At 66.2% G+C, this 20,203-nt stretch carries 14 protein-coding genes; 4 read left to right on the top strand and 10 right to left on the bottom strand.

What is annotated here, in order from left to right; translation table 11 throughout:
* Positions 1–34: 34 nt before the first annotated feature.
* On the top strand, positions 35–835 hold the full coding sequence (locus AC1ROK_RS07965) for an alpha/beta fold hydrolase (protein WP_492845566.1): 801 nt from the start codon (positions 35–37) through the stop codon (positions 833–835).
* Between the two features lie 243 nt (positions 836–1,078).
* Complete coding sequence (recQ, locus tag AC1ROK_RS07960; RefSeq protein WP_492845564.1) at positions 1,079–2,905, top strand: DNA helicase RecQ; 1,827 nt, start codon at positions 1,079–1,081, stop codon at positions 2,903–2,905.
* A gap of 151 nt (positions 2,906–3,056) precedes the next feature.
* Here recQ and hrpB read toward each other — a convergent pair whose 3' ends face one another.
* The 10 genes from hrpB to AC1ROK_RS07910 all read right to left on the bottom strand — a co-directional run bounded on the left by hrpB (position 3,057) and on the right by AC1ROK_RS07910 (position 17,678).
* A complete protein-coding gene (gene hrpB / locus AC1ROK_RS07955) occupies positions 3,057–5,501 on the bottom strand; it encodes an ATP-dependent helicase HrpB (protein ID WP_492845562.1) in 2,445 nt (814 codons plus the stop codon).
* Between the two features lie 31 nt (positions 5,502–5,532).
* On the bottom strand, positions 5,533–6,417 hold the full coding sequence (locus AC1ROK_RS07950) for a PAS domain-containing protein (RefSeq protein ID WP_492845561.1): 885 nt from the start codon (positions 6,415–6,417) through the stop codon (positions 5,533–5,535).
* Positions 6,418–6,489: 72 nt separating this feature from the next.
* The gene (locus AC1ROK_RS07945) at positions 6,490–8,985 is read right to left on the bottom strand and encodes a putative bifunctional diguanylate cyclase/phosphodiesterase (RefSeq protein WP_492845559.1); all 2,496 of its coding nucleotides are present in this window, start codon (positions 8,983–8,985) and stop codon (positions 6,490–6,492) included.
* A 151-nt stretch (positions 8,986–9,136) separates the two neighbouring features.
* Positions 9,137–10,381 carry an aminopeptidase gene (locus tag AC1ROK_RS07940; protein ID WP_492845557.1) on the bottom strand — a complete coding sequence of 415 codons (1,245 nt, stop codon included), beginning with the start codon at positions 10,379–10,381 and terminating at the stop codon, positions 9,137–9,139.
* Between the two features lie 283 nt (positions 10,382–10,664).
* Entirely contained in the window at positions 10,665–12,065 is a 1,401-nt protein-coding gene (sthA, locus tag AC1ROK_RS07935) for a Si-specific NAD(P)(+) transhydrogenase (RefSeq protein ID WP_492845555.1), read from the bottom strand.
* 189 nt (positions 12,066–12,254) lie between these two features.
* Positions 12,255–13,178: a polyphosphate kinase 2 gene (gene ppk2 / locus AC1ROK_RS07930; protein WP_492845553.1), complete on the bottom strand. Its 924-nt coding sequence runs from the start codon at positions 13,176–13,178 to the stop codon at positions 12,255–12,257.
* A gap of 91 nt (positions 13,179–13,269) precedes the next feature.
* Entirely contained in the window at positions 13,270–15,033 is a 1,764-nt protein-coding gene (locus tag AC1ROK_RS07925; protein WP_492845551.1) for an adenylate/guanylate cyclase domain-containing protein, read from the bottom strand.
* A gap of 79 nt (positions 15,034–15,112) precedes the next feature.
* Positions 15,113–15,523, bottom strand: coding sequence for a cupin domain-containing protein (locus tag AC1ROK_RS07920; RefSeq protein WP_492845549.1), 411 nt, complete (start codon positions 15,521–15,523; stop codon positions 15,113–15,115).
* Positions 15,524–15,634: 111 nt separating this feature from the next.
* Positions 15,635–16,471 carry a phosphoenolpyruvate hydrolase family protein gene (locus AC1ROK_RS07915; RefSeq protein WP_492845547.1) on the bottom strand — a complete coding sequence of 279 codons (837 nt, stop codon included), beginning with the start codon at positions 16,469–16,471 and terminating at the stop codon, positions 15,635–15,637.
* Positions 16,472–16,490: 19 nt separating this feature from the next.
* Positions 16,491–17,678: a Tm-1-like ATP-binding domain-containing protein gene (locus tag AC1ROK_RS07910; protein ID WP_492845545.1), complete on the bottom strand. Its 1,188-nt coding sequence runs from the start codon at positions 17,676–17,678 to the stop codon at positions 16,491–16,493.
* A gap of 112 nt (positions 17,679–17,790) precedes the next feature.
* On the opposite strand from AC1ROK_RS07910, the gene AC1ROK_RS07905 reads away from it, so the two are divergent.
* Positions 17,791–18,423, top strand: coding sequence for a TetR/AcrR family transcriptional regulator (locus AC1ROK_RS07905; protein WP_492845543.1), 633 nt, complete (start codon positions 17,791–17,793; stop codon positions 18,421–18,423).
* Positions 18,424–18,886: 463 nt separating this feature from the next.
* A complete protein-coding gene (locus tag AC1ROK_RS07900) occupies positions 18,887–20,197 on the top strand; it encodes an ABC transporter substrate-binding protein (RefSeq protein ID WP_492845541.1) in 1,311 nt (436 codons plus the stop codon).
* Positions 20,198–20,203 lie beyond the last annotated feature (6 nt).

The raw sequence follows: 20,203 nt of genomic DNA, 5'->3' as shown, positions 1-20,203 counted from the left end.
CCTCCCTGCAACTGCTCAAGAAGGAACTGCTCCCATGCTCACCGCAACCACATCCGGCTATGTCCCCGTCACCGGCGGCAAGGTCTACTACGCCACCTATGGCGAGGGCGCGCCGCTCGTCCTGCTGCATGGCGGCCTGATGACCATCGACGCCTTCGGCCCGGTCCTCTCCGGTCTCGCCGCCGGCCATCAGGTGATTGCCGTCGAGGCGCAGGGCCACGGCCACACCGGCCCGCTGGATCGGCCCATGAGCTTCGACAACATGGCTGCCGACGTCGCCGAAGTGATCAAGTCGCTTGGGCTGGAGAAGGTCGATGTCGTCGGCTATTCGATGGGTGGCACCATCGGCCTGCGCCTGGCGCTCGCCCACCCCGAACTGGTCGACAAGCTGGTCATCGCCTCGGCCCCCTTCGCTTTCTCCGGCTGGCACGATTACAACCAGCAGGGCATGCGCGGGCTCAACGCCAGCCAGTTCGAGATGATGAAGCCGTCGCCGCTCTACCAGGGTTTTGCCGCGGTGAACCCCGACCCCGAGGTGAACTTCCCCAAGCTGCTCGACCAGATGCAGTACATGGGCAAGGACTACGACTTTTCGGCCGACGTCCCCAACCTCAAGGTTCCGACCCAGCTGGTTTACGGTGACTGGGATGCCGTTCGGACCAGCCACGCCGCAAAGTTCTTCGAGCTGCTCGGCGGCGGCCTGCAGGATGCGCTGTGGGACGGCTCCGGCATGAACCAGAACCGCCTCGCCATCCTCCCCGGCGTCACCCACTACACCATGATGAACTCGCCCAAGCTGGTTGAGGTGGCGCTGGCGTTCATCGACGCGAAATAGGGCCAGGGCGGTGTTCGCCGCTCACCCCTCCCCAACTCTCCCCGTGAAGGGGAGGGTGTCCGCCGGTGAGTGAGGCACCATCCCCGCCCACTCACCGGCCCCACCTCCCCTTGATGGGGGAGGCAAGCGGAGCTCGTGAGCGTAAGCGAACTAGCGCAGCTCGGAGGGGGTGCGCCGCACGCGCCGCACGCGCCGCACCCAAGGCCCTTGACCCCAAGCCGCAAACTTCCGACTCATTCAGCCATGCTTGAGTCGCTCTTCGACACGCCGCCTCGCGACCCCGCCGAAATCCTGCGCACCGTCTTCGGGCACCAGAGTTTTCGCGGCCAGCAGGAGGATGTTGTCCGCCACGTCACCGGCGGCGGCGACGCGGTGGTGCTGTTCCCCACCGGCGCCGGCAAGTCGATGTGCTTCCAGGTTCCGGCGCTGGCGCGCAAGGGCGTCGGCATCGTCGTTTCTCCACTCATCGCGCTGATGCGCGATCAGGTCGAGGCGTTGAAGCAAGCCGGCGTCAATGCCGCGACGCTCAACTCCTCGGTCAGCTCCGAAGACTCCTCGCGCACTTTCCGCGATCTCAAATCCGGCAAGCTCGACCTGCTCTACGTTGCTCCGGAGCGCCTGGTGCTCCCCGGTTTCAAGTCGATGATGCAGGGCGTCGAGATCTCGCTCATCGCCATCGATGAGGCGCATTGCGTCAGCCAGTGGGGGCACGACTTCCGCCCCGAGTATCGTGAACTCGCCTCGATCGCCGCCGATTATCCCGGCGTGCCGCGCATCGCGCTCACCGCTACTGCCGACCCCACCACCCGAGACGATATCGTCGAGCGGCTCGGCCTCACCGATGCGCGCATCTTCACCACCAGCTTCGACCGGCCCAATATCAGCTACTCGATCGTCGAGCGCGACAATGCCCGGGCACAGCTGAAGAGCTTCCTCGCCCGCCATACAGGCAATTCCGGCATCGTCTATTGTCTGAGCCGTGCCAAGGTCGACTCGACCACCGAATGGCTGAACAAGCAGGGGATACGTGCGCTCGCCTATCATGCCGGCATGAATGCCCGCGACCGGGCCGCCAACCAGGACGCCTTCCTCAAGGAAGAGTCGCTCTGCCTCGTCGCCACCGTCGCCTTCGGCATGGGCATCGACAAGCCCGACGTGCGCTATGTCGCCCACATGGATCTGCCCTCGTCCATCGAGGCCTATTACCAGGAGACCGGCCGCGCCGGCCGCGACGGCCTGCCGGCCGAGGCCTGGATGTGCTACGGCATGGCCGACGTGGCGCAGCGCCGCCGCATGATCGACGAGGGGAACGCGCCCGACGAGGTGAAGCGCGTCGAGCGACTGAAGCTCACCGCGTTGCTCGCCGTCTGCGAAACCCCCGAATGCCGCCGCAAGGCCATCCTCGCGCATTTCGGCGAGCCGCATCCCGGCAACTGCAACAACTGCGATACCTGCCTCGTGCCGGTCGAAACCTGGGATGGGTCGGACGCCGCCATCAAGGCGCTGGCCTGCGTCTATCGCACCGGCCAGCGCTTCGGCGCCGGGCACATCGTCGACGTGCTCCTGGGCAAGGTCACCGACAAGGTCACCCAGTTCAGCCACCAGGACCAGCCGGTGTTCGGGCAGGGCAGGGATCTCGACCAGCGCTCCTGGCAATCGGTTATCCGCCAGCTCACCGCCATGGGTTTGATCACTGTCGATCACGCCTTCGGCGCCCTGCACCTGGGCGAAGGCTCGCGCGAAGTGTTCAAGGGCGAGCGCAAGATCACCCTTCGTCGCGACCGCCCGCGTAAGGCTACCGAAACCCGCCGCGCCCTGCAGAACGCCGTGCAGTTGCCGGCCGCCGCGCACTCCCTGTTCGAAGCGCTCCGTTCCGAACGCGCCGCCCTCGCCAAATCCCAGGGCGTCCCGCCCTATGTGGTCTTCCACGACACGACGCTCCGCGCCATGGCGCTGGAACGGCCGCAGACCATGGCCGAACTTGGCACCATCCCTGGCATCGGGGAGAGCAAACTGAAACGCTACGGGGCGGAGTTTCTGGCGGTGCTGCGGGCGGCTGGACCGGTTTAGCCATACTGATAGAGACGACCCCCTCCCATCCTCCCCCATAAAGGGGGAGGTGCCGCATCGAGTGATTGGCACGATCGAAGACAGAGCCTCGACTCTTCACCTCCCCCTTTATGGGGGAGGACGGGAGGGGGCCGTCTCTATCAAGGATCGCTCACGTCCCTCGCGGCTTTGCCCTTGCCGTCGCCGCTGCCTCCAGCGGGTTCTCCGGCCAGTAATGCCGCGGATAGCGGCCCTTCAGGTCCTTGGCCACATCCTTCCAGCTGCCGCGCCAGAAGCCGGGCAGGTCGCGCGTCGTCTGGATCGGCCGATGCGCCGGCGACAGCAGCACCAGCAGCAGCGGCACCTTGCCGCCCGCGACGCTCGGGTGCTTGTCGAGCCCGAATAGTTCCTGCACCCGCACCTCAAGCGCCGGCCCGTTCTCCGCGCCATAGTCGATCGGCAGGTGCGAGCCGGATGGCGCATCGAAATGCGAGGGCAGCAGCCGTTCGATCTCCTGTCGTCGTGCCCAGGGCAGCAGCCCCTCGAGCGCCCCGCCCAGATCGTCCGCCTCGATCTCGCTCAGCGCCGTCTTGCCGGTGATGTGAAGCACCAGCCAGGCCATGTCCGCCGCGAGGCCGGTATCGGAGAGATCCGGCCATGCCTCGCCCAACGTCGTGCGCAGGTAGCTCGCCCGCGCCCGCAGCGCCTGCTGCTCCTTGCTCCATGGCAGCAGGCTGACCCCGAGCCCGGCGATGCCCTCGGCCAGCGCTGCCGCTGCCTGCTGTAGATCGGCTATCGCCACCGGTGCCTCGTCCAGTCGCAATGCCCCGAGCCGCCTCAACCGCCGCGCCCGTACGCTGCGCGAGCCGCGGTCGAACGCCATCGCCACCTCGTCGACGATGTCGCCGGCGAACAACTCCTCGATCGTCGCCCGCTCGATTGCCGCCGCCGCCCGGATGCGGCCGGTCGCCGCCGCGCCGGTGATATCGGTCACCACCAGGTAGGGCGCACTCGCCAGCCCATCGCTTTCCTCGAGGCTCGCCTGCCGCCCATTGGCCAGCCGGAATCGTCCGCGGGCGCCGGCCTGCTGCGCCACTCGGTCGGGGTAGGCCCGGGCCAGGTGCCGTCCGACCTCGCCGCCGGAACCTGTATTGCCGACCATCCCGGCCCAGCGCCGCGCCAGCCCATGCGCTTCGTCGGCCCGCTTGCCGCGCTCCCGCCCGAAGCGCTCGAGCCGGTGCGTCAAGTCGGTGCCGTCACCGCCGAGCCCGCGCTCGCCGAGCAGCACTGCCAGTTGCGCCGCCGTCAGCGCATCGTCCTCTTCCGCCGCGCGGTGGATCATGTGCCCCAGCCGCGGGTGCAGCGGCAGCCGCGCCAGCGCCTTGCCCTCGACGGTGATCCGCCCGCCGTCGTCCAGCGCCTCGAGGTCCCTGAGCAGGCTCACCGCCTCGCTCCATGCCGGCCCCGGCGGCGGATCGAGGAATTTGAGCTGGGTCGGATCGCTCACGCCCCAGCCGGCGAGGTGGAGCGCCAGTCCCGAAAGGTCGGCCTCCAGCATTTCCGGCGCATCGAACGCCATCAGCGCCGCATTCTGGCCCTCGCCCCATAGCCGGTAGCACACCCCCGGCTCGACGCGGCCCGCGCGCCCGCGCCGCTGGTCGGCCGAAGCCCGCGACACCTTTCGCGTTTCGAGCACTGACAGGCCGGTCGCCGGCTCGTAGGCGGGAGCGCGCCTGAGGCCACTATCGACGACGATCCGCACCCCCTCGATGGTCAGCGAGGTCTCGGCGATCGAGGTCGCCAGCACCACCTTGCGCCGACCCGGCCGGGCCGGCTGCACGGCGCGATCCTGCTCTTCCGGCGTCAGCTGGCCATAGAGCGGCGCGACGTCGACATCGGCCGGTAGCCGCCCGGTCAGCCGCTCCGCCACCCGCCCGATCTCCGCCTGCCCGGGCAGGAACACCAGCGCCGAGCCCGGCTGATCGCGCAACGCTTCGAGCACCACGCTGGTCACCTGGTCCTCGATCTTCACCAGCGGGTCGCGGTCGCGCCAGATCGTCTCCACCGGAAACGCCCGCCCTTCGGAGACCACCACCGGCGCGCCGTCGAGCAGCTCCGCCACTCGCGCCCCGTCGATCGTCGCCGACATCACCAACACACGCAGGTCATCGCGCAGCGCCGCCGCATCGAGCGCCAGCGCCAGCCCCAAGTCGGCATCGAGGCTGCGTTCGTGAAACTCGTCGAACAGCACCGCGGCGATGCCGGTGAGCTCCGGATCGTCGAGGATCATCCGGGTGAATACCCCTTCGGTCACCACTTCGATGCGCGTTCGCCTGCTGACCCTGGCATCGAGCCTGACGCGATAGCCCACCACCCCGCCGACCTCGTCGTCGAGCGATTGCGCCATCCGCCGCGCCGCCGCCCGTGCCGCCAGCCGCCGCGGCTCCAGCATGACGATGCGGCCATCGCCGCGCCAAGGCGCATCGAGCAGGGCCAAGGGTACGCGCGTTGTCTTGCCCGCGCCCGGCGGCGCCACCAGCACCGCGTAGGGTCCGGCCGCCAGCGCAGCCAGCAACCGGGGCAGGGCCTCATCGATGGGGAGGGGCGGCAGGTTCATGCCGCTTCAATCGGGGAAAACGGCAGTGCCGTCAAACCACCGTCTTCAGCATATCGAGCAGCGAGCCGTCGAAATCCTCGACCGGCGCGGCGACCGGGGCGGCGCTCTTGGTGGTGGCGATTTCGGCCCAGCCGATGGTGACGGTGATGCCACCCACCTTGCGATCCGTCGCGAACCACGGCCGGATGATGGTGTTGAAGGCCACTGCGGTGCCGGTACTGGGGCTCATGAAGCTGCGGCGGGTCTTCACCGTCTGGCCCTTCAGCGCCGCCTCGTACTCGGCTGCCTGCTCGGCTGGCATCTCGGGGTAGAGCTGCGCCAGCGTCTTGCCGATCACTTCCCGCCGCTCCACATAGCGGTGCGCCTTCAGCCAGTAGAGCGAGCAGTCGACCACCCGGAGTCTTTCGTCCAGCACGGCGATCGGCGCCGGCATGTCGCCGACGAGATCCTGCACCAGCTTCAGCCGGCCCTGCACCTGCAGCTCGCGCTCCATCTCGGCGGTCACGTCGCGGCTGGCGCCGAACAGCTCGATCACCCGCCCATCCCGGGTGCGGAGGTCCGCGATGGTCTCGATCATCCGGATCTCGCCGTCGCGCCGCTCGATCCGGAGCCGGCAGCGGAAGCCCCGCCGATCCTGCAAAGCCTGCGCGATCAGCGTCAGCAGCTTGCCACGATCTTCGGCGACATAGAGCTTCACCATGTCCTGCAGCGGTACCGGACCATCGACCGCCAGCCCGTAGATCAGCGCCACCCGGTCTGACAGCACCACGGTGCCGGGAAAGATCACCTTCCACAGCCCGTAGCCTTCGTGCAGCTCGTAGAGCTGCAGCACCCGGTCGGCGTCGGTGATCGGCGCCGCCGGCTCGATCTCGGCAAGCGAATCCGACGGCGTGGCGATCAACTGCTTGTCGAACATCGGGGTCCGTGACGGGGGCAGGAGGGAGGTGCCGGGAACGCTAGCCGCAGCCCGGTTAAGTATTGGTATGTATCAGCCGAGCCGCTGTCGGAGTTCGCTCGCTGCGTGAGGTGCCTGGAGGCCGGACTTTGCCAGCGCCCGTGCTTCCGCCTGCTGCAGCGGCGGGCTGAACAGGTAGCCCTGCGCCTCGTTGCAGCCCTCCGCCCTCAGCATCAGCAACTGCTCCCAGCTCTCGACGCCCTCGGCGGTGACCCGCGTCTTCAGCGAGCGGCCGAGTCCGAGGATGGCGCGGACAATCGCTGAGGAGTCCTCGGCCCCCGGCAGATCGACGACGAACGAGCGGTCGATCTTGATCTTGTCGAAGGCGAAACGCCTGAGATAGCTCAGCGACGAGTAGCCGGTGCCGAAATCGTCGAGCGCCACCCTTATGCCCATCCGGTGCAGTTCCTCGAGCGAGGCCAGCGCCTCGGCGCTCTCATCGAACAGCACCGACTCGGTGATCTCGAGTTCCAGCCGCGCTGGCTTGAAGCCGGTCTCTGCCAGTGCATCGGTGACGGTGCGCACCACGGCGCGGTTGCGGAACTGCGCCGGTGACAGGTTCACCGCCAGCGACAGCGCCTCGGGCCAATGTGTCGCCTCTGCGCAGGCCTCGCGTAACACGAACGCGCCAATCGCATCGATCAGCCCACTCTCCTCGGCCAGCGGGATGAACACCATCGGCGAGACTACGCCATGCGCCGCACACTCCCAGCGCAGCAGGGCCTCGAAGCCGACCAGCCGGTTGCTCCCGATATCGATCTGCGGCTGGTACACCACCGACAGCTCGCCCCGACCCAGCGCCAGCGACAGGTCTCGCTTCATCTCGCGCCGCTCGCGCAGCGCCTGGTCCATCGCCGGCTCGAAGAAGCGGAAGTCGCGACCCTTTTCGCTCTTCACCCGGTAGAGCGCCACGTCGGCAAATTGCAGCAGGCTCTCGGTGGTCAGCCCGTCGCGGGGCGCGATGGCAATGCCGATGCTGGCGCCGATGCTCACCGTTTCGCCGTCGATCTCGAACGGGATGGCCAGCGCCGCGAGGATGGCCTGTGCGGTGGTCGCGGCATCCTCCGGGCGCTCCACCGGCATCAGCAGCGCGAACTCGTCGCCACCGAGGCGGGCCACCAGGTCGCGCTTGCTGGCGCACCGGTTGAGCCGCCCGGCCACCTCGCGCAGCAGCACGTCGCCGGCGAGGTGCCCTAGCGTGTCGTTCACCAGCTTGAAGTCGTCGAGATCGATGGACAGCACCGCCAGCGTCTTGCCGGTATGCAGCCCCAGCAGCGCCGCGTCCATCCCCTCCTGGAACTGCATCCGGTTGGGCAGGCCCGTCAGCGTATCGTGCCGCGCCAGGTATTCGAGCCGCTTCGCCCCGGCCACGACCTCGGCCTCGTTCTGCTTGGCTTCGGTCACATCGCGCGACAGCGCCAGCAGCCGGGCCACCTGGCCGTCGGCACCGAGGATCGGCGATACGCTGATGTCCCACCAGCGCGCCTTGCCCTTGGCCGTCGGGCCGAACAGCGTATGGCGCACCGTCTTGCCGTGCTGCGCCGCCGCGATCGCGGCGCGGACGGTCGCGCGTTGGTCCGCCGGCCAGAACTGCTCGAACGGCAATCCCCGGATCGCCTCGAAGTCATCGACCTCCATGATGCGGACGCCCGGTCCGTTCATGAAGATCAGTCGACCCGCGCCATCCAGCACCTCGATCGCCATGGTGCTCGCCTCGAGGATCGAGCGGGCGAACTCCTCGCTTTCGCGCAGCGCCGCCTCTGCCACCCGCCGATCATGGATATCCTCGAGTGTGCCGTACCAACGCACGATCTGCCCAAGCTTGTCGCGCCGCGCCGCCGCCCGCGCCCGCATCCAGCGATAGTCGCCGCTCTTGAGCCGGATGCGATAGGTGATGTCGAGCGGCTCGCCGCTTTCAAGCGAGCGGGTCCAGTCGGCAATGGTCGGCTGGAGGTCGTCGGGGTGCACCACGCTCGCCCAGCCCTGGCCCAGCGTCTCCTGAGTGTTGAGGTCGACCATCTCGAGCCAGCGCGGCCCGAACTCGATGATGTTGCCCTCGGGGTCGGCGAGCCACATTACCTCCGGGTTGAGGTCGACGGCCGTGCGGTAATGGTCCTCGCTCTCGCGCAGCGCCCGCTCTGCCAGCGTCGTGCGCGTCACGTCCTGCACGATCACCTGCACTTCGTTAGGCCCGAGCGGAAAGTGTGCGGCGCTGTATTCGCGGGCCGCCCCGCCGGCCGGCAGGCTGCGGAACCGGAAGACACCAGATTTGCCGCTGCGCACCGCCGCCTGCATCCGCCGCCGCACCCGCGCGCGATCCGAGGCATGCAGGTTGGCAAGCGTCGTTGCAAGCGGCACACCCTGGTCGAGTACTTCGCCGCGAATGGTGGTGGCCGAATGGTAGACCTGGTCGGTCAACGCGTGCCAGGTCCACACCGAAATGCCGGTGGCGTTGCCGATCTGGCGCAGCGTCTCTGCCGCAGCCTCGGCCGGCGGTGTGCCCCTCGACACGGTGCCTGTGTTGCGCATGCGATCCTCAGCCTCAGCTGGATGCTACGCAGCCGAAACGCGCCAAAACATTAATCGCAACACACGGAACGGCGGCGAATCTTCGCCGCCGTGATGACAACTGTGCCCTTGGTTAAGGTTCGCTGAACGCGGGTCCAGCGTATCCTCTCGATCAGGCCCACTCGCCCTTGCGCATCACCGGCACTTTCGAGCCGTCGGCCTTGAGGCCGTCGATGTCGATCTTGTCCGAGCCGATCATCCAGTCGATGTGGATCAGGCTCTTGTTGCCGCCGCGGCTGGCGATCTCATCCGGGCTCATCTTGGTGCCGTTGATGAAGCAATCGGCATAGCATTGGCCGAGCGCGATGTGGCTCGCGGCATTTTCATCGAACAGGGTATTGTAGAACAGCACGCCGCTCTTCGAAATCGGCGACGAATGCGGCACCAGCGCCACCTCGCCCAGCCTGCGCGAGCCTTCGTCGGTGTCGAGCACCTTCTGCAGCACTGCCTCACCCTTTGAAGCCTTGGCTTCGACGATCCGCCCGCCCTCGAACTTTACCTCGATATCGGCGATCAGCGTGCCGTTGTGGCTCAGCGGCTTGGTCGAGCGGACATAGCCTTCGACGCGCTGGCTGTGCGGGGTGGTGAACACTTCTTCGGTGGGGATGTTGGGGTTGCAGGTGATGCCGTTCTTGGCCTCCGAGGCGCCGCCCTTCCAGCGGTGCTCATCGGCGAGTCCGATGGTGAGGTCGGTGCCCGGTCCGGTATAGTGCAGCGAAGCGAACTGCTGGCCATTGAGCCAGGTCCAGCGCTCCTTGAGCCTGGCATTGTGCGCCTTCCAGGCGCCGATCGGATCCTCGACGTCGACCCGGCTCGCCGCAAAGATCGCGTCGGCGAGTTTCTTCACCGCCACCTCTTCCGGATCGTTGGGGAACACCAGTTTGGCCCAGCTGGCATTGGGGTACGACACAATGTTCCAGTTGATGTCGAAGCCGGTGATCTTCTCCAGCGCCGGCTTGTAGGCAATCGAGGTCGCGCGGTTGGCGCGTGCCACCTTGGCCGGGTCCTCGCTCGCCAGCATCATCGGGTTGTCGCCTGAAATGGCGAGCCGCGCCGCATTGCCGTCGAACGCCTTGGCCATGCCCTCGAACAGCCACCCCGGCGCCTTGTCGAAGCTGGCATCCGCTGCGTAGCGGTAACGGTTGAGCGTGATCTCTTCGTCCGAAAAGATCGGCTGCACGATGCCGGCGCCGGCCTTGTAGGCGTGCTCGGTAATCTTGCGCACCAGCGGCAGCGCCGCCATCGGCGCCGTCAGGACCAGGTCCTGCCCGGGCTGGAGCTGGAGCCCCACCTTGATCGCGACTTCCGCGAGCTTGTCGAGTTTGACCGGATCGATTGGGCTATTACCCTGAGCCATTGGAAAACCTTCGCAAAAACAGGAGCGAGAGGCATACGCCTCACGTCGGCCCGCTTCAAGGCGGCGAGATGCCGTAACTCGTCATCGCCGCGCTCGATCCTGGTGCCGACCCCAAGCAGCCAGGCCCGCTTTGCCGCCAACCGCTCCATCGCCTCGTCATCGGGCCACTGCATCCCCATCCGCGTCCAGTCCATGTCCATCTCCTGTGGTTCTCACAGGGATGGTCGAGCTGGCTTTGGAGGATTCGACATTTTGGGAATCGAGCGCGCCAAGCACACCGCTATCAGAGTGTCGCCGCCCGGCCCGGCATCCGGTTGAACGCATCGAGCGCCGCGATCTTGTAGGCTTCGGCGAGGGTCGGGTAGTTGAAGGTGTTCTCGACGAAATAGTCGACCGTACCGCCGAGGTTCAGCACCGCCTGACCGATATGCACCAGCTCGGTCGCCCCTTCGCCGATGATGTGGCAGCCCATGAGCTTGCGATCGTCGAGCGAGAACAACAGCTTCATCATCCCCGATTGCAGCCCCATGATGTGGCCGCGCGAGGTCTCGCGAAACCGCGCCACGCCGCACTCATAGGGGATGCCCTTGGCCTTGAGCTGCTGCTCGGTCAGCCCGACCGTCGAGATTTCCGGCACTGCATAGATGCCATAGGGGAAGTATTCCGGGGCAGGAGGCATCGGCGCGCCGAACGCGTGGCAGGCGGCGATCCGCCCCTGTTCCATCGAGGTCGAGGCGAGCGAGGGAAAGCCGATCACATCGCCCGCCGCATAGATGTGCGGCACCGCGGTCTGGAAAGTCCGCGGGTCCACCGTCAGCCGGCCGCGATCATCCGCCGTCAGCCCGCAGGCTGCGAGCTCGAGCGCCGCTGTCGCGCCCACCCGGCCGGCGCAATAGAGCAGCGCCTCGGTGCGGATCTGCCGCCCGTCGCTCAGCGAACTCACGGCGAAGCCGGCATCGTCGACCTCGACCTTTTCCACCTTCACACCGAGCCGCAGCTGCATGCCGCGCTTCCTCAGCTCGTGCACGAACTCATCGATGATCTCGCGGTCGATGAACTCGAGGAAGTTCTCGCGCGGCTCTACCAGGGTCACCGGCACGTCGAGCGCCGAAAAGATCGTCGCATACTCGATGCCGATCACCCCGGCGCCCACCACGGTGAGGCTCTTGGGCACCCGGGGGTCGGACGCCACGTCGTCGCTGTCGAACACATTGGTCTGGTTGAACGGGATATGGCTGGGCCGGTACGGCGCCGTGCCCACGGCGATAACGAAGCGCTCGGCTTCGTACTCGCTTTCGCTGCCGTTCTTGATGGCGATCCGGTGCGGGCTGACAAAGCGGGCCCGCCCGGCCACCGTCTTTACCCCGTTGCGGGCGAACTGGTGCTCCAGCACGTCAATCTCGTGGTCGAGCGTCATCCGCAGCCGCGCCCCGAGATCCTTGCCCTCGATTTCCTTCTTCACCCGGTAGGCGAGCCCGTAGAAGCCGCGCTCGCGCCAGCCCGAGAGGTTGAGCACCGTTTCGCGCAGCGTCTTGGAGGGGATGGTGCCGGTATGCACCGACACCCCGCCGACCCGCAGCCGGTTCTCCACCACCAGCACGGCCTTGCCGAGCTTGGCGGCCTGAATAGCCGCCCGCCGCCCCGCCGGCCCCGAGCCGATGACGATCAGATCGAATGTGTCCATGCCACTGTCCCCCAGGCACTGACTGTTGCACGCAGCAGATGAAGCGCACATGGCAATGGCCGCATGGCGGGAATGCACTTAGGCGCTGGTGCGCGTTGAGGGAGACGCTTCCACAATGGCCAGTTCTGGTCGCCTTCCCCCTTGCGGGGAGGGACAGGGGTGAGGGCCACAGCCACCGGCCGATCTGCCTCAATAAACCTCCGGCACATAGAGCTCCGGTTTCACCGCGTGGCGCACATAGTCGGCATGCCGCACCCGGTCCGGCAACTGCACGTCCTGCTTGGGCACGTCCTCGTAGTTCACCTGGCTCAAGAGGTGCGCGATGCAGTTGAGCCGCGCCCGCTTCTTGTCCACCGCCTGTACCACCCACCAGGGTGCTTCCTCGGTGTGGGTGCGGTCGAACATCTCTTCCTTGGCCTTGGTGTACTCTTCCCAGTGCACCCGGCTTTCGAGGTCCATCGGGCTGAGCTTCCACTGCTTCAGCGGATCGTGCAGCCGCATCTTGAAGCGGAATTCCTGCTCCTCGTCGGTGATCGAGAACCAGTATTTCACGAGGATGATGCCCGAGCGGACCAGCATGCGCTCGAACTCCGGCACGGTGCGGAAGAACTCTTCGAGCTCGTCCGGCGTGCAGAAGCCCATCACCCGCTCGACCCCGGCGCGGTTGTACCAGGAGCGGTCGAACAGCACCATTTCGCCTGATGTCGGCAGGTGCGGCACGTAGCGCTGGAAATACCACTGGTGCCGTTCGCGCTCGGTCGGCGCCGGCAGCGCCACCACCCGCGCCACCCGCGGGTTGAGCCGCTGCGTCACCCGCTTGATGGCGCCGCCCTTGCCGGCGGAGTCGCGGCCTTCGAACAGCACCACCATCTTGAGCTTCTTGTAGGCCACCCAGTCCTGCAGCTTCACCAGCTCGTGCTGCAGGCGGAACAACTCGCGGAAATACACCTTGCGGTCGATGGTATCGTCGGCCGGGCCGGCCATGCCTTCGGCGACCAGCTCGTCGAGCCGGTCGTCCTCCATCTGCATCTCCAGCTCTTCGTCGAAATCGTCGGCGATCGCCTGCTTGATCCGCTCGAGTTCGGCCGGGGTCTTGGCGTCGTGGTCGTTCATCGGTGCACCCATGGATAGCTCGCCGGGAGGGGTGCCCGTTCCATATGAACCTATTGTGACCGTTTGCCGGGCCGTCCCCGGTGCAATGCGATTACTGCTCGGCGACGCCCGCGAGCCGCAGCCCATCGAGGATCGCCTGCGTCCGCGAGGCATCCTTCTGCGGCTGCGCTGCCCAGACCTGCGCGATCGTTACGCCTGGCGACAGCCGCTTCAGCGTCACCAGGTGGCGCTTGGCTTCGTCCATCCGTCCCAGATGCGCGTTGGCGGCGACCAGCATCCAGTAGGTGCACACGAAGCTCGGGTTGGCCGAGACCGAACGCTTGGCCCAGACCAGCGCCTCTTCGTAGTTCCCCTTAATCATCTGCGCATGCGAGATGGCCGTCAGCGGCCAGTGCGCGCCATCAAGGCTGGGGCTGAGCCGGATCGCGTGCTCGCTGAAGGCGATCGCGTCATCGACATTGCCGATATGCAGGTGCGTGATCCCGGCAAAGATCATCACTGTGAGGTTGTTCGGGTTGGCCTCCACCGCCCGCTGCGTCAGCATCAGCCCGCGGTCGTAATCGCGCAGGTTATGGATCAGCATCATCGAGCTGAGCGACAGCGCCACCGCATCGTCGCGCGCATTGGCCAGCGCCCGCTCCACCAGCTCGATGCCATGCGCCGTGTCGTCGGTGCCGATCGCCGGCCAGCCCATGGTCGAGCGGTGCAGCATGGCGTTGCCCGCATAGACGAGGAAGGTCGGGTTGTTCGGCTCGAGCTCGATCGCGCGAAGCAGCAGGGCGATCGCCTCGGCATTGGCGTCGCGCGTCTGCGACAGGTGCATCGGCAGGGCGCGCAGATAGAGGTCATAGGCCTCGACGCTGTCCGGCCGCTCGCGCCGCGAGCGCTCGATCTCGGCCCAGCGGATCGTCGGTTCGGCCACCGAGGCGACCTTGAGCGTGATCTGGTCCTGGAACTCGAACACGTCGTCGAGCTTGCCGTCGAACTTGTCGGCCCACAGGTGCGCGCCGGTCATCGCGTCCACCAACTGTGCGGTGATGCGCAGCCGGTCGCGAGCCCGCCGCACGCTGCCCTCGAGCACGTAACGCACCCCCAATTCGCGCCCCACCTGCCGCACGTCGACGGCGCGGCCCTTGTAGACGAAGCTCGAATTGCGGGCGACCACCGCGAAATCGCGGAAGCGGCTCAAGGCGGTGATGATGTCCTCTACCACTCCGTCGGCGAAATATTCCTGTTCGCTGTCCCCACCCATATTGTCGAACGGCAGCACGGCGACCGTCGGCCGCCGCGGCGTCACCGGACCGAACTCCGGCGACCGGGTACTTCGGCCGACCCCGGTCACCACCTCGAACACCCGCACCGGCCGCGCGATGTTCTTCAGCTCGCGCTCGCCCAGGTCGCGGAACCCGGTCTTCATCCGGTCGCGGACCTCCTCGAACACCTTGCTCGAAACGTAGACGCCGCCGGGCTCGGCGATCTGCTGCAACCGCGCCGCGACGTTGATGCCGTCGCCATAGATGTGGGAATCATCGTGCACCACATCGCCCTGGTTGACGCCGACGCGGAAGATCAGCCGCTTGTTGGCCGGCACATCAGCATTGCGCTCGGCCATCAGCGCCTGCATGGCGACTGCGGCTTCAACGGCTGAGACTGTGCTGGAGAACTCCGCCACGATGCCGTCACCAGCAAGGTCGACCACCCGCCCGCCATGCCGCTGCAGCAGCTGGAGCACGGCCGTCTGGTGTCCCTTAAGCGCAGCGACGGTGCCGGATTCGTCAGCGCCCACCAGGGCGCTGTATCCCGCTACGTCCGCACACAACACCGCCGCCAGGCGGCGCGACAAAACATGTTCCATTTCCGCTTCCTAGGCGGAGTCACCGCGCCCTGTCTCAGGGTAAAGCGTGGAGTTGTTACTTGGAAGTGGAAACGTAAGCTCACTCTGCTTTCGGGATTAGCCGAAAATCCGGCAGATCCCGCAGTCCGAGCTCGGGTCCGGCTGGCGAATAGACCACGAACAGCTGCATCGGTCCGCTCCCGGTATTGAGCGTCGAGTGGAATCGGTCCTCCGGCACGAACACCGTGCAGCCCGGTCCGACCTTCTGCACCACCGGCACGCCTTCGGGTGTCTCCACCATCTGCTCACCCTCGCCCGAGATCACGAAAATGATCTCTTCGGCCCCCGGATGGTTGTGCCGGCTGTGCCCCTGGCCCGGCGGCAGATCCACCACCCCACCGGAAAACCGCTTCGCCCCATTCACCTCCGGCGCCACCGTCAGCGCCAGCTTTCCCCAGTCGAACCCGAACGCGCTCACATCGCGCGGATAGACGAAATTGTTCTCGGCCATTGTTTGCTCCTCCTGAAATTCGCTACGCCGTGCAACCTGACCCCACCCTTGATCGCTCCCCCTTGCGGGGAGGGGACGTGGTGGGGGGCACAGCCACCGGGCGTTGCAGCCTTACGCCCCGGCCCGCAGCCCCTTGAACCCCTCCACCTGCGCCTTGATCGCCACTTCCACCGGCAGCCGCTCCATCGAGCTCGCCCCGTAGAAGCCGTGGCAGCCCTTCACCCGGTCAAGGATGAATTTCGCGTCGTCGGGCATCGAGATCGGCCCGCCATGGCAGAGGACGATCACGTCATCCCGCACCCGGCGCGCCGCCGCGGCGATCGCCTCGATCTCGGTCGCACACTGCTCCAGCGATTTCGCCGCTGTCGCGCCGATCGCGCCGCCGGTCGTCACCCCCATATGCGCCACGATGATGTCCGCCCCCGCCTTGGCCATCGCCACCGCTTCGTCGGGGTTGAACACATAGGGCGTCGTCAACAGGTCCAGCTTGTGCGCCTCGGCGATCATCTCGACCTCGAGCCCATAACCCATGCCGGTCTCCTCGAAGCTGACCCGCATCACGCCGTCGAACAGCCCGATGGTCGGAAAGTTCTGCACCCCCGAGAACCCCATGGCTTTGAGCTCGGCAAGGAACTGCGGCATCAGCACGAACGGATCGGTGCCGTTCACTCCGGCCAGCACCGGGGTGCGCTTCACCACCGGCAGCACCTCGCGCGCCATCTCCTTGACGATCTCGTTGGCGTTGCCATAGGCGAGCAGTCCCGCCGCCGAGCCGCGTCCGGCCATGCGGTAGCGCCCCGAATTGTAGATGATGATCAGGTCGATGCCCCCGGCTTCTTCGGCCTTGGCCGAAATGCCGGTGCCGGCCCCGCCCCCCACGATCGGCTGCCCGCGGGCCACCATGTCGTGGAATTTGTTCAGGATTTCGGCGCGCGCGATGGCAGCCATGCTGTCTCCCAAGAGGTTATTATGAGGTGATTTCGTGAAAGGCGCGCACAGCGGCCTCGGCAAAACTGGGGTCGTTGATGTGACAGTCGAGCCGGATCAGTTGCCGGTCGCTGCTCCATTGCACCGTCCGCTCGATCGCTTCGAACAACTCGGCATCCGCCTCCGCGTCGCGGAACGCGCCACCTTCGATATCGAGCGCCGAAACGCCCCGCAGCGGCAGCAGGAAGCGCACCGGCCCGACCGCGGCATTGAGCTTGCCGCCGATCCATTCCCCGATCGCCCGGCACTCGTCGGCACTCGTGCGCATCAGCGTCACATTGGCATTGTGCGCGTAGAACAGCCGGTCGGCATAATGCGGCGGCACTGTCTCCGGGGCCCAGAAGTTGACCATGTCGCAGGCTCCGACCGAGCCGACATAGGGCACCGGCCGCCGCGACAGGCAGTCGAGCCGCTCCGGCCCCGCCGGCAGCACGCCGCCGAGCAGGTAGTCGCAGACCTCGGTTGTCGTGACGTCGATCAACGCGCCGACCAGCCCGGAATCGACCAGCATCTCCATGGTCTTGCCGCCGGTGCCGGTGGCATGGAAGACCAAGGGCTCGACCGCCCCGGTCAACAGTTCGACGATCTGCGTCACCGCCGGCGTCGTCACCCCGAACATGGTGAGCCCGACCGCCAGCTTGGTCGCCGGTTCCACCATGGTCGGGTTGGCGCTCATCGCCACTACGGCAAGCGCTGCATTGGAGAGGATAACACGCGATATCCGGTTGAGCCCGGCAAGGTCAGTCACCGACGGCATCATCACGATATCGCTGACCCCGACATAGGGCCCGACATCGCCCGAGGCGAGGGTGGAGACCATCACCTTGGGCAGGCCGATCGGCAGTTTCCGCATCCCTGATGTGACGATCGAGGTGCCGCCACCGCCGCCGATCCCGACCATTCCGGCGATATCATCACGTGTTATGACAAACTGTGCAAAGGCCTCCGCCATGCCGGCCACGGCGACGCCGCGGTCGGTGCCCTCGAGCAGTCCGGGTGGTCCGAACTTCGCCACTTCCGCCGCTCCGACTTCCGGCGGAATGGTCGGCGCGCGGATCCCCACATCGACCACCAGCGGATCGGCGCCGAGCGCCCGGATTTTCTCGGCCAGGAAAGCCAGTTCCTCGCCTTTGGTATCGGCTGTGCCGACGACGTAGATGCGCTTCATCGCACCCCTCCCGACACCGTTCGGGTGACGCCCGCCGGTGCTCTCGCCGCCCTGTCATGGCAGAGGCCCGGCGCCATTGCAAAGCATTTTGAGATGTGCGTATCATTTCGATATGGACGTCTCACAACCCGATGAGCAGCAGGTCTCCGAGCCGAAGGGCGCCAGGGCGCGCACCCGTAAACTCATGCTCGAAACCGCCATCGCGCTGATGCAGCAGGGCCAGACACCCTCGGTCAGCGATGTCGCCGAAGCCGCCCAGGTGTCGCGCGCCACCGCATATCGGTACTTTCCGAGCCAGGCGGCCCTGGTCCACGCCGTCGTCGATGAGGGGCTGGGGCCGATCCTCAACTGGCAGAGCGCCAGCGACGATCCCGAGACCCGCGTGCTCGACCTCCTGGCGCTCACCATGCCGCGCGTGGCCGAGTTCGAGGCGACCTTCAAGGCGGCGCTCAAGCTGTCGCTCGAGCAGTGGGCGCAGCGTCGCGCCGGCACCCTCGGGGCAGAGCCGCCCTTCAAGCGCGGCCATCGCGTCGAGCTCTTGCAAATGGCGATAGCGCCACTCAAGAATAAATTGCCCGAGGCCAAGTTCCAGCGACTCGCAAAGGCGTTGTCATTGGTCTACGGTCTCGAAGTTCTCATTGTTCTCAAAGACTTGTGGGGCCTTGAGTTCGAGGAGACTACCGAGATCGCGACCTGGGCCGCCTCGGCGCTAGTCCGCGCCGCGGTCGCAGAGTCCGCTGCCTGATCCGGCAAAGGAAACTATTTTCCTAAACCGGAACTCGACTTGCATAAATGCTAGCATGTTAGCTTGACGAGGCCGGAAAAACGTTGAATTTGTAGTTCTGACGCACGTCGATCAAGGAGGGAGATCGGAGGCGGGGGAGGAAGAGTTGGGAGACTTTTCCGGTTCGATCCGCGATACGCGAAAGTACTTGGAACTGAGTGCGTTTGAGGAAGCGCATCAGTTTGTGCGACGGGCGCTTGGAGGAGCGCCATAGCTGGTGACCGCGCGGGCCTTGGGAGAGGTCGCCGCCGCAGTCCCGGTGATGAGGGAGGGGCTATCCCGCACGTCGCCAGAGAACGGCCGGCCGTCGAAGCTTGGGAGAGCTTTTGGCCGGTTCGCTGCTGTGAAGGCCCCCGGCAAGGAGGAGGGGCTTCGGCTGGTGCCGCATCTGCCGGCCGTCGGAAGCGCTAGAGGGAGGACCATAATGCGCACTGCTACCAAGGGCATGCTGGCCGGTTTGGGCCTGATGCTTGCGTCGAGCACATCCGTGCTGGCGCAGGAACTGACGATCTTCTGGGCCGAATGGGATCCGGCCAACTACCTGCAGGAACTGGCCAACCAGTACGAAGCCGAGACCGGCGTGAAGGTCACGGTAGAGACCACGCCGTGGGGTGATTTCCAGACCAAGGCGTTCACCGAATTCAACGCCCAGGGTTCCGCCTACGACATGATCGTTGGTGATAGCCAGTGGCTCGGTGCTGCGTCCGAAGCTGGCCATTACGTCGACCTGACCGACTTCGTGAAGGAGAACGGCGTCCTCGACAAGATGGCTCCGGCCACCATGAAGTTCTACGCCGAGTACCCCGGCAATTCCGGCAAGTACTGGTCGATCCCGGCCGAAGGCGACGCCGTGGGCTGGGCCTATCGCAAGGACTGGTTCGAGGATCCGACCGAAATGGCCAACTTCAAGGCCAAGTACGGCTACGACCTGGGCGTCCCCAAGGACTGGAAGCAGCTCACCGACATCGCCGAGTTCTTCCATCGTCCGGACCAGAACCGCTACGGCGTGGCGATCTATACCGACAACTCCTACGACGCCATGGCCATGGGCTTCGAGAACGCGCTGTTCTCCTATGGTGGCGAGCTTGGCGACATGGCGACCTACAAGGTCGATGGCTACATCAATGGCCCCAAGGCCGTTGCCGCCCTCGATGCCTACAAGAAGCTCTACAGCTTCACGCCTCCGGGCTGGGCCAAGACCTTCTTCGTCGAGAACAACCAGGCCATCACCGAGAATCTCGCGGCGATGTCCATGAACTACTTCGCCTTCTTCCCGGCGCTGATCAACGAAGCGTCCAACCCGAACGCGGCGAACACCGGCTTCTTTGCCAACCCGCCGGGTCCGGATGGCGATCAGTACGCTGCCCTCGGCGGGCAGGGCATCTCGATCGTCAGCTACAGCCAGAACAAGGACGAAGCCTTCAAGTTCCTGAAGTGGTTCATCCAGGACGATACGCAGCAGAAATGGGCGGACCTCGGCGGCTATACCTGCTCGGCCAAGGTGCTCGAGAGCGAAGCCTTCCGTAATGCCACCCCGTACAACGAAGCCTTCTACCAGACCATGTTCAAGGTGAAGGACTTCTGGGCGGTGCCGGAATATGCCGAACTGCTGACCCAGATGAACCAGCGCGTCTATCCGGCGATCGTCGGTGGCGAAGGGACCTCGCAGGAGACTCTCGACGCCCTGGCTGCCGACTGGAAGGCGACCTTCGCCAAGTACGGCCGCGGTTCGTAAATCGCG

The sequence above is a fragment of the Devosia sp. GW821-FHT12F11 genome (genome assembly GCF_058806655.1).
The sequence above is the reverse complement of the archived record's forward strand: the minus strand, read 5'-3'. Positions and strand labels throughout refer to the sequence as shown.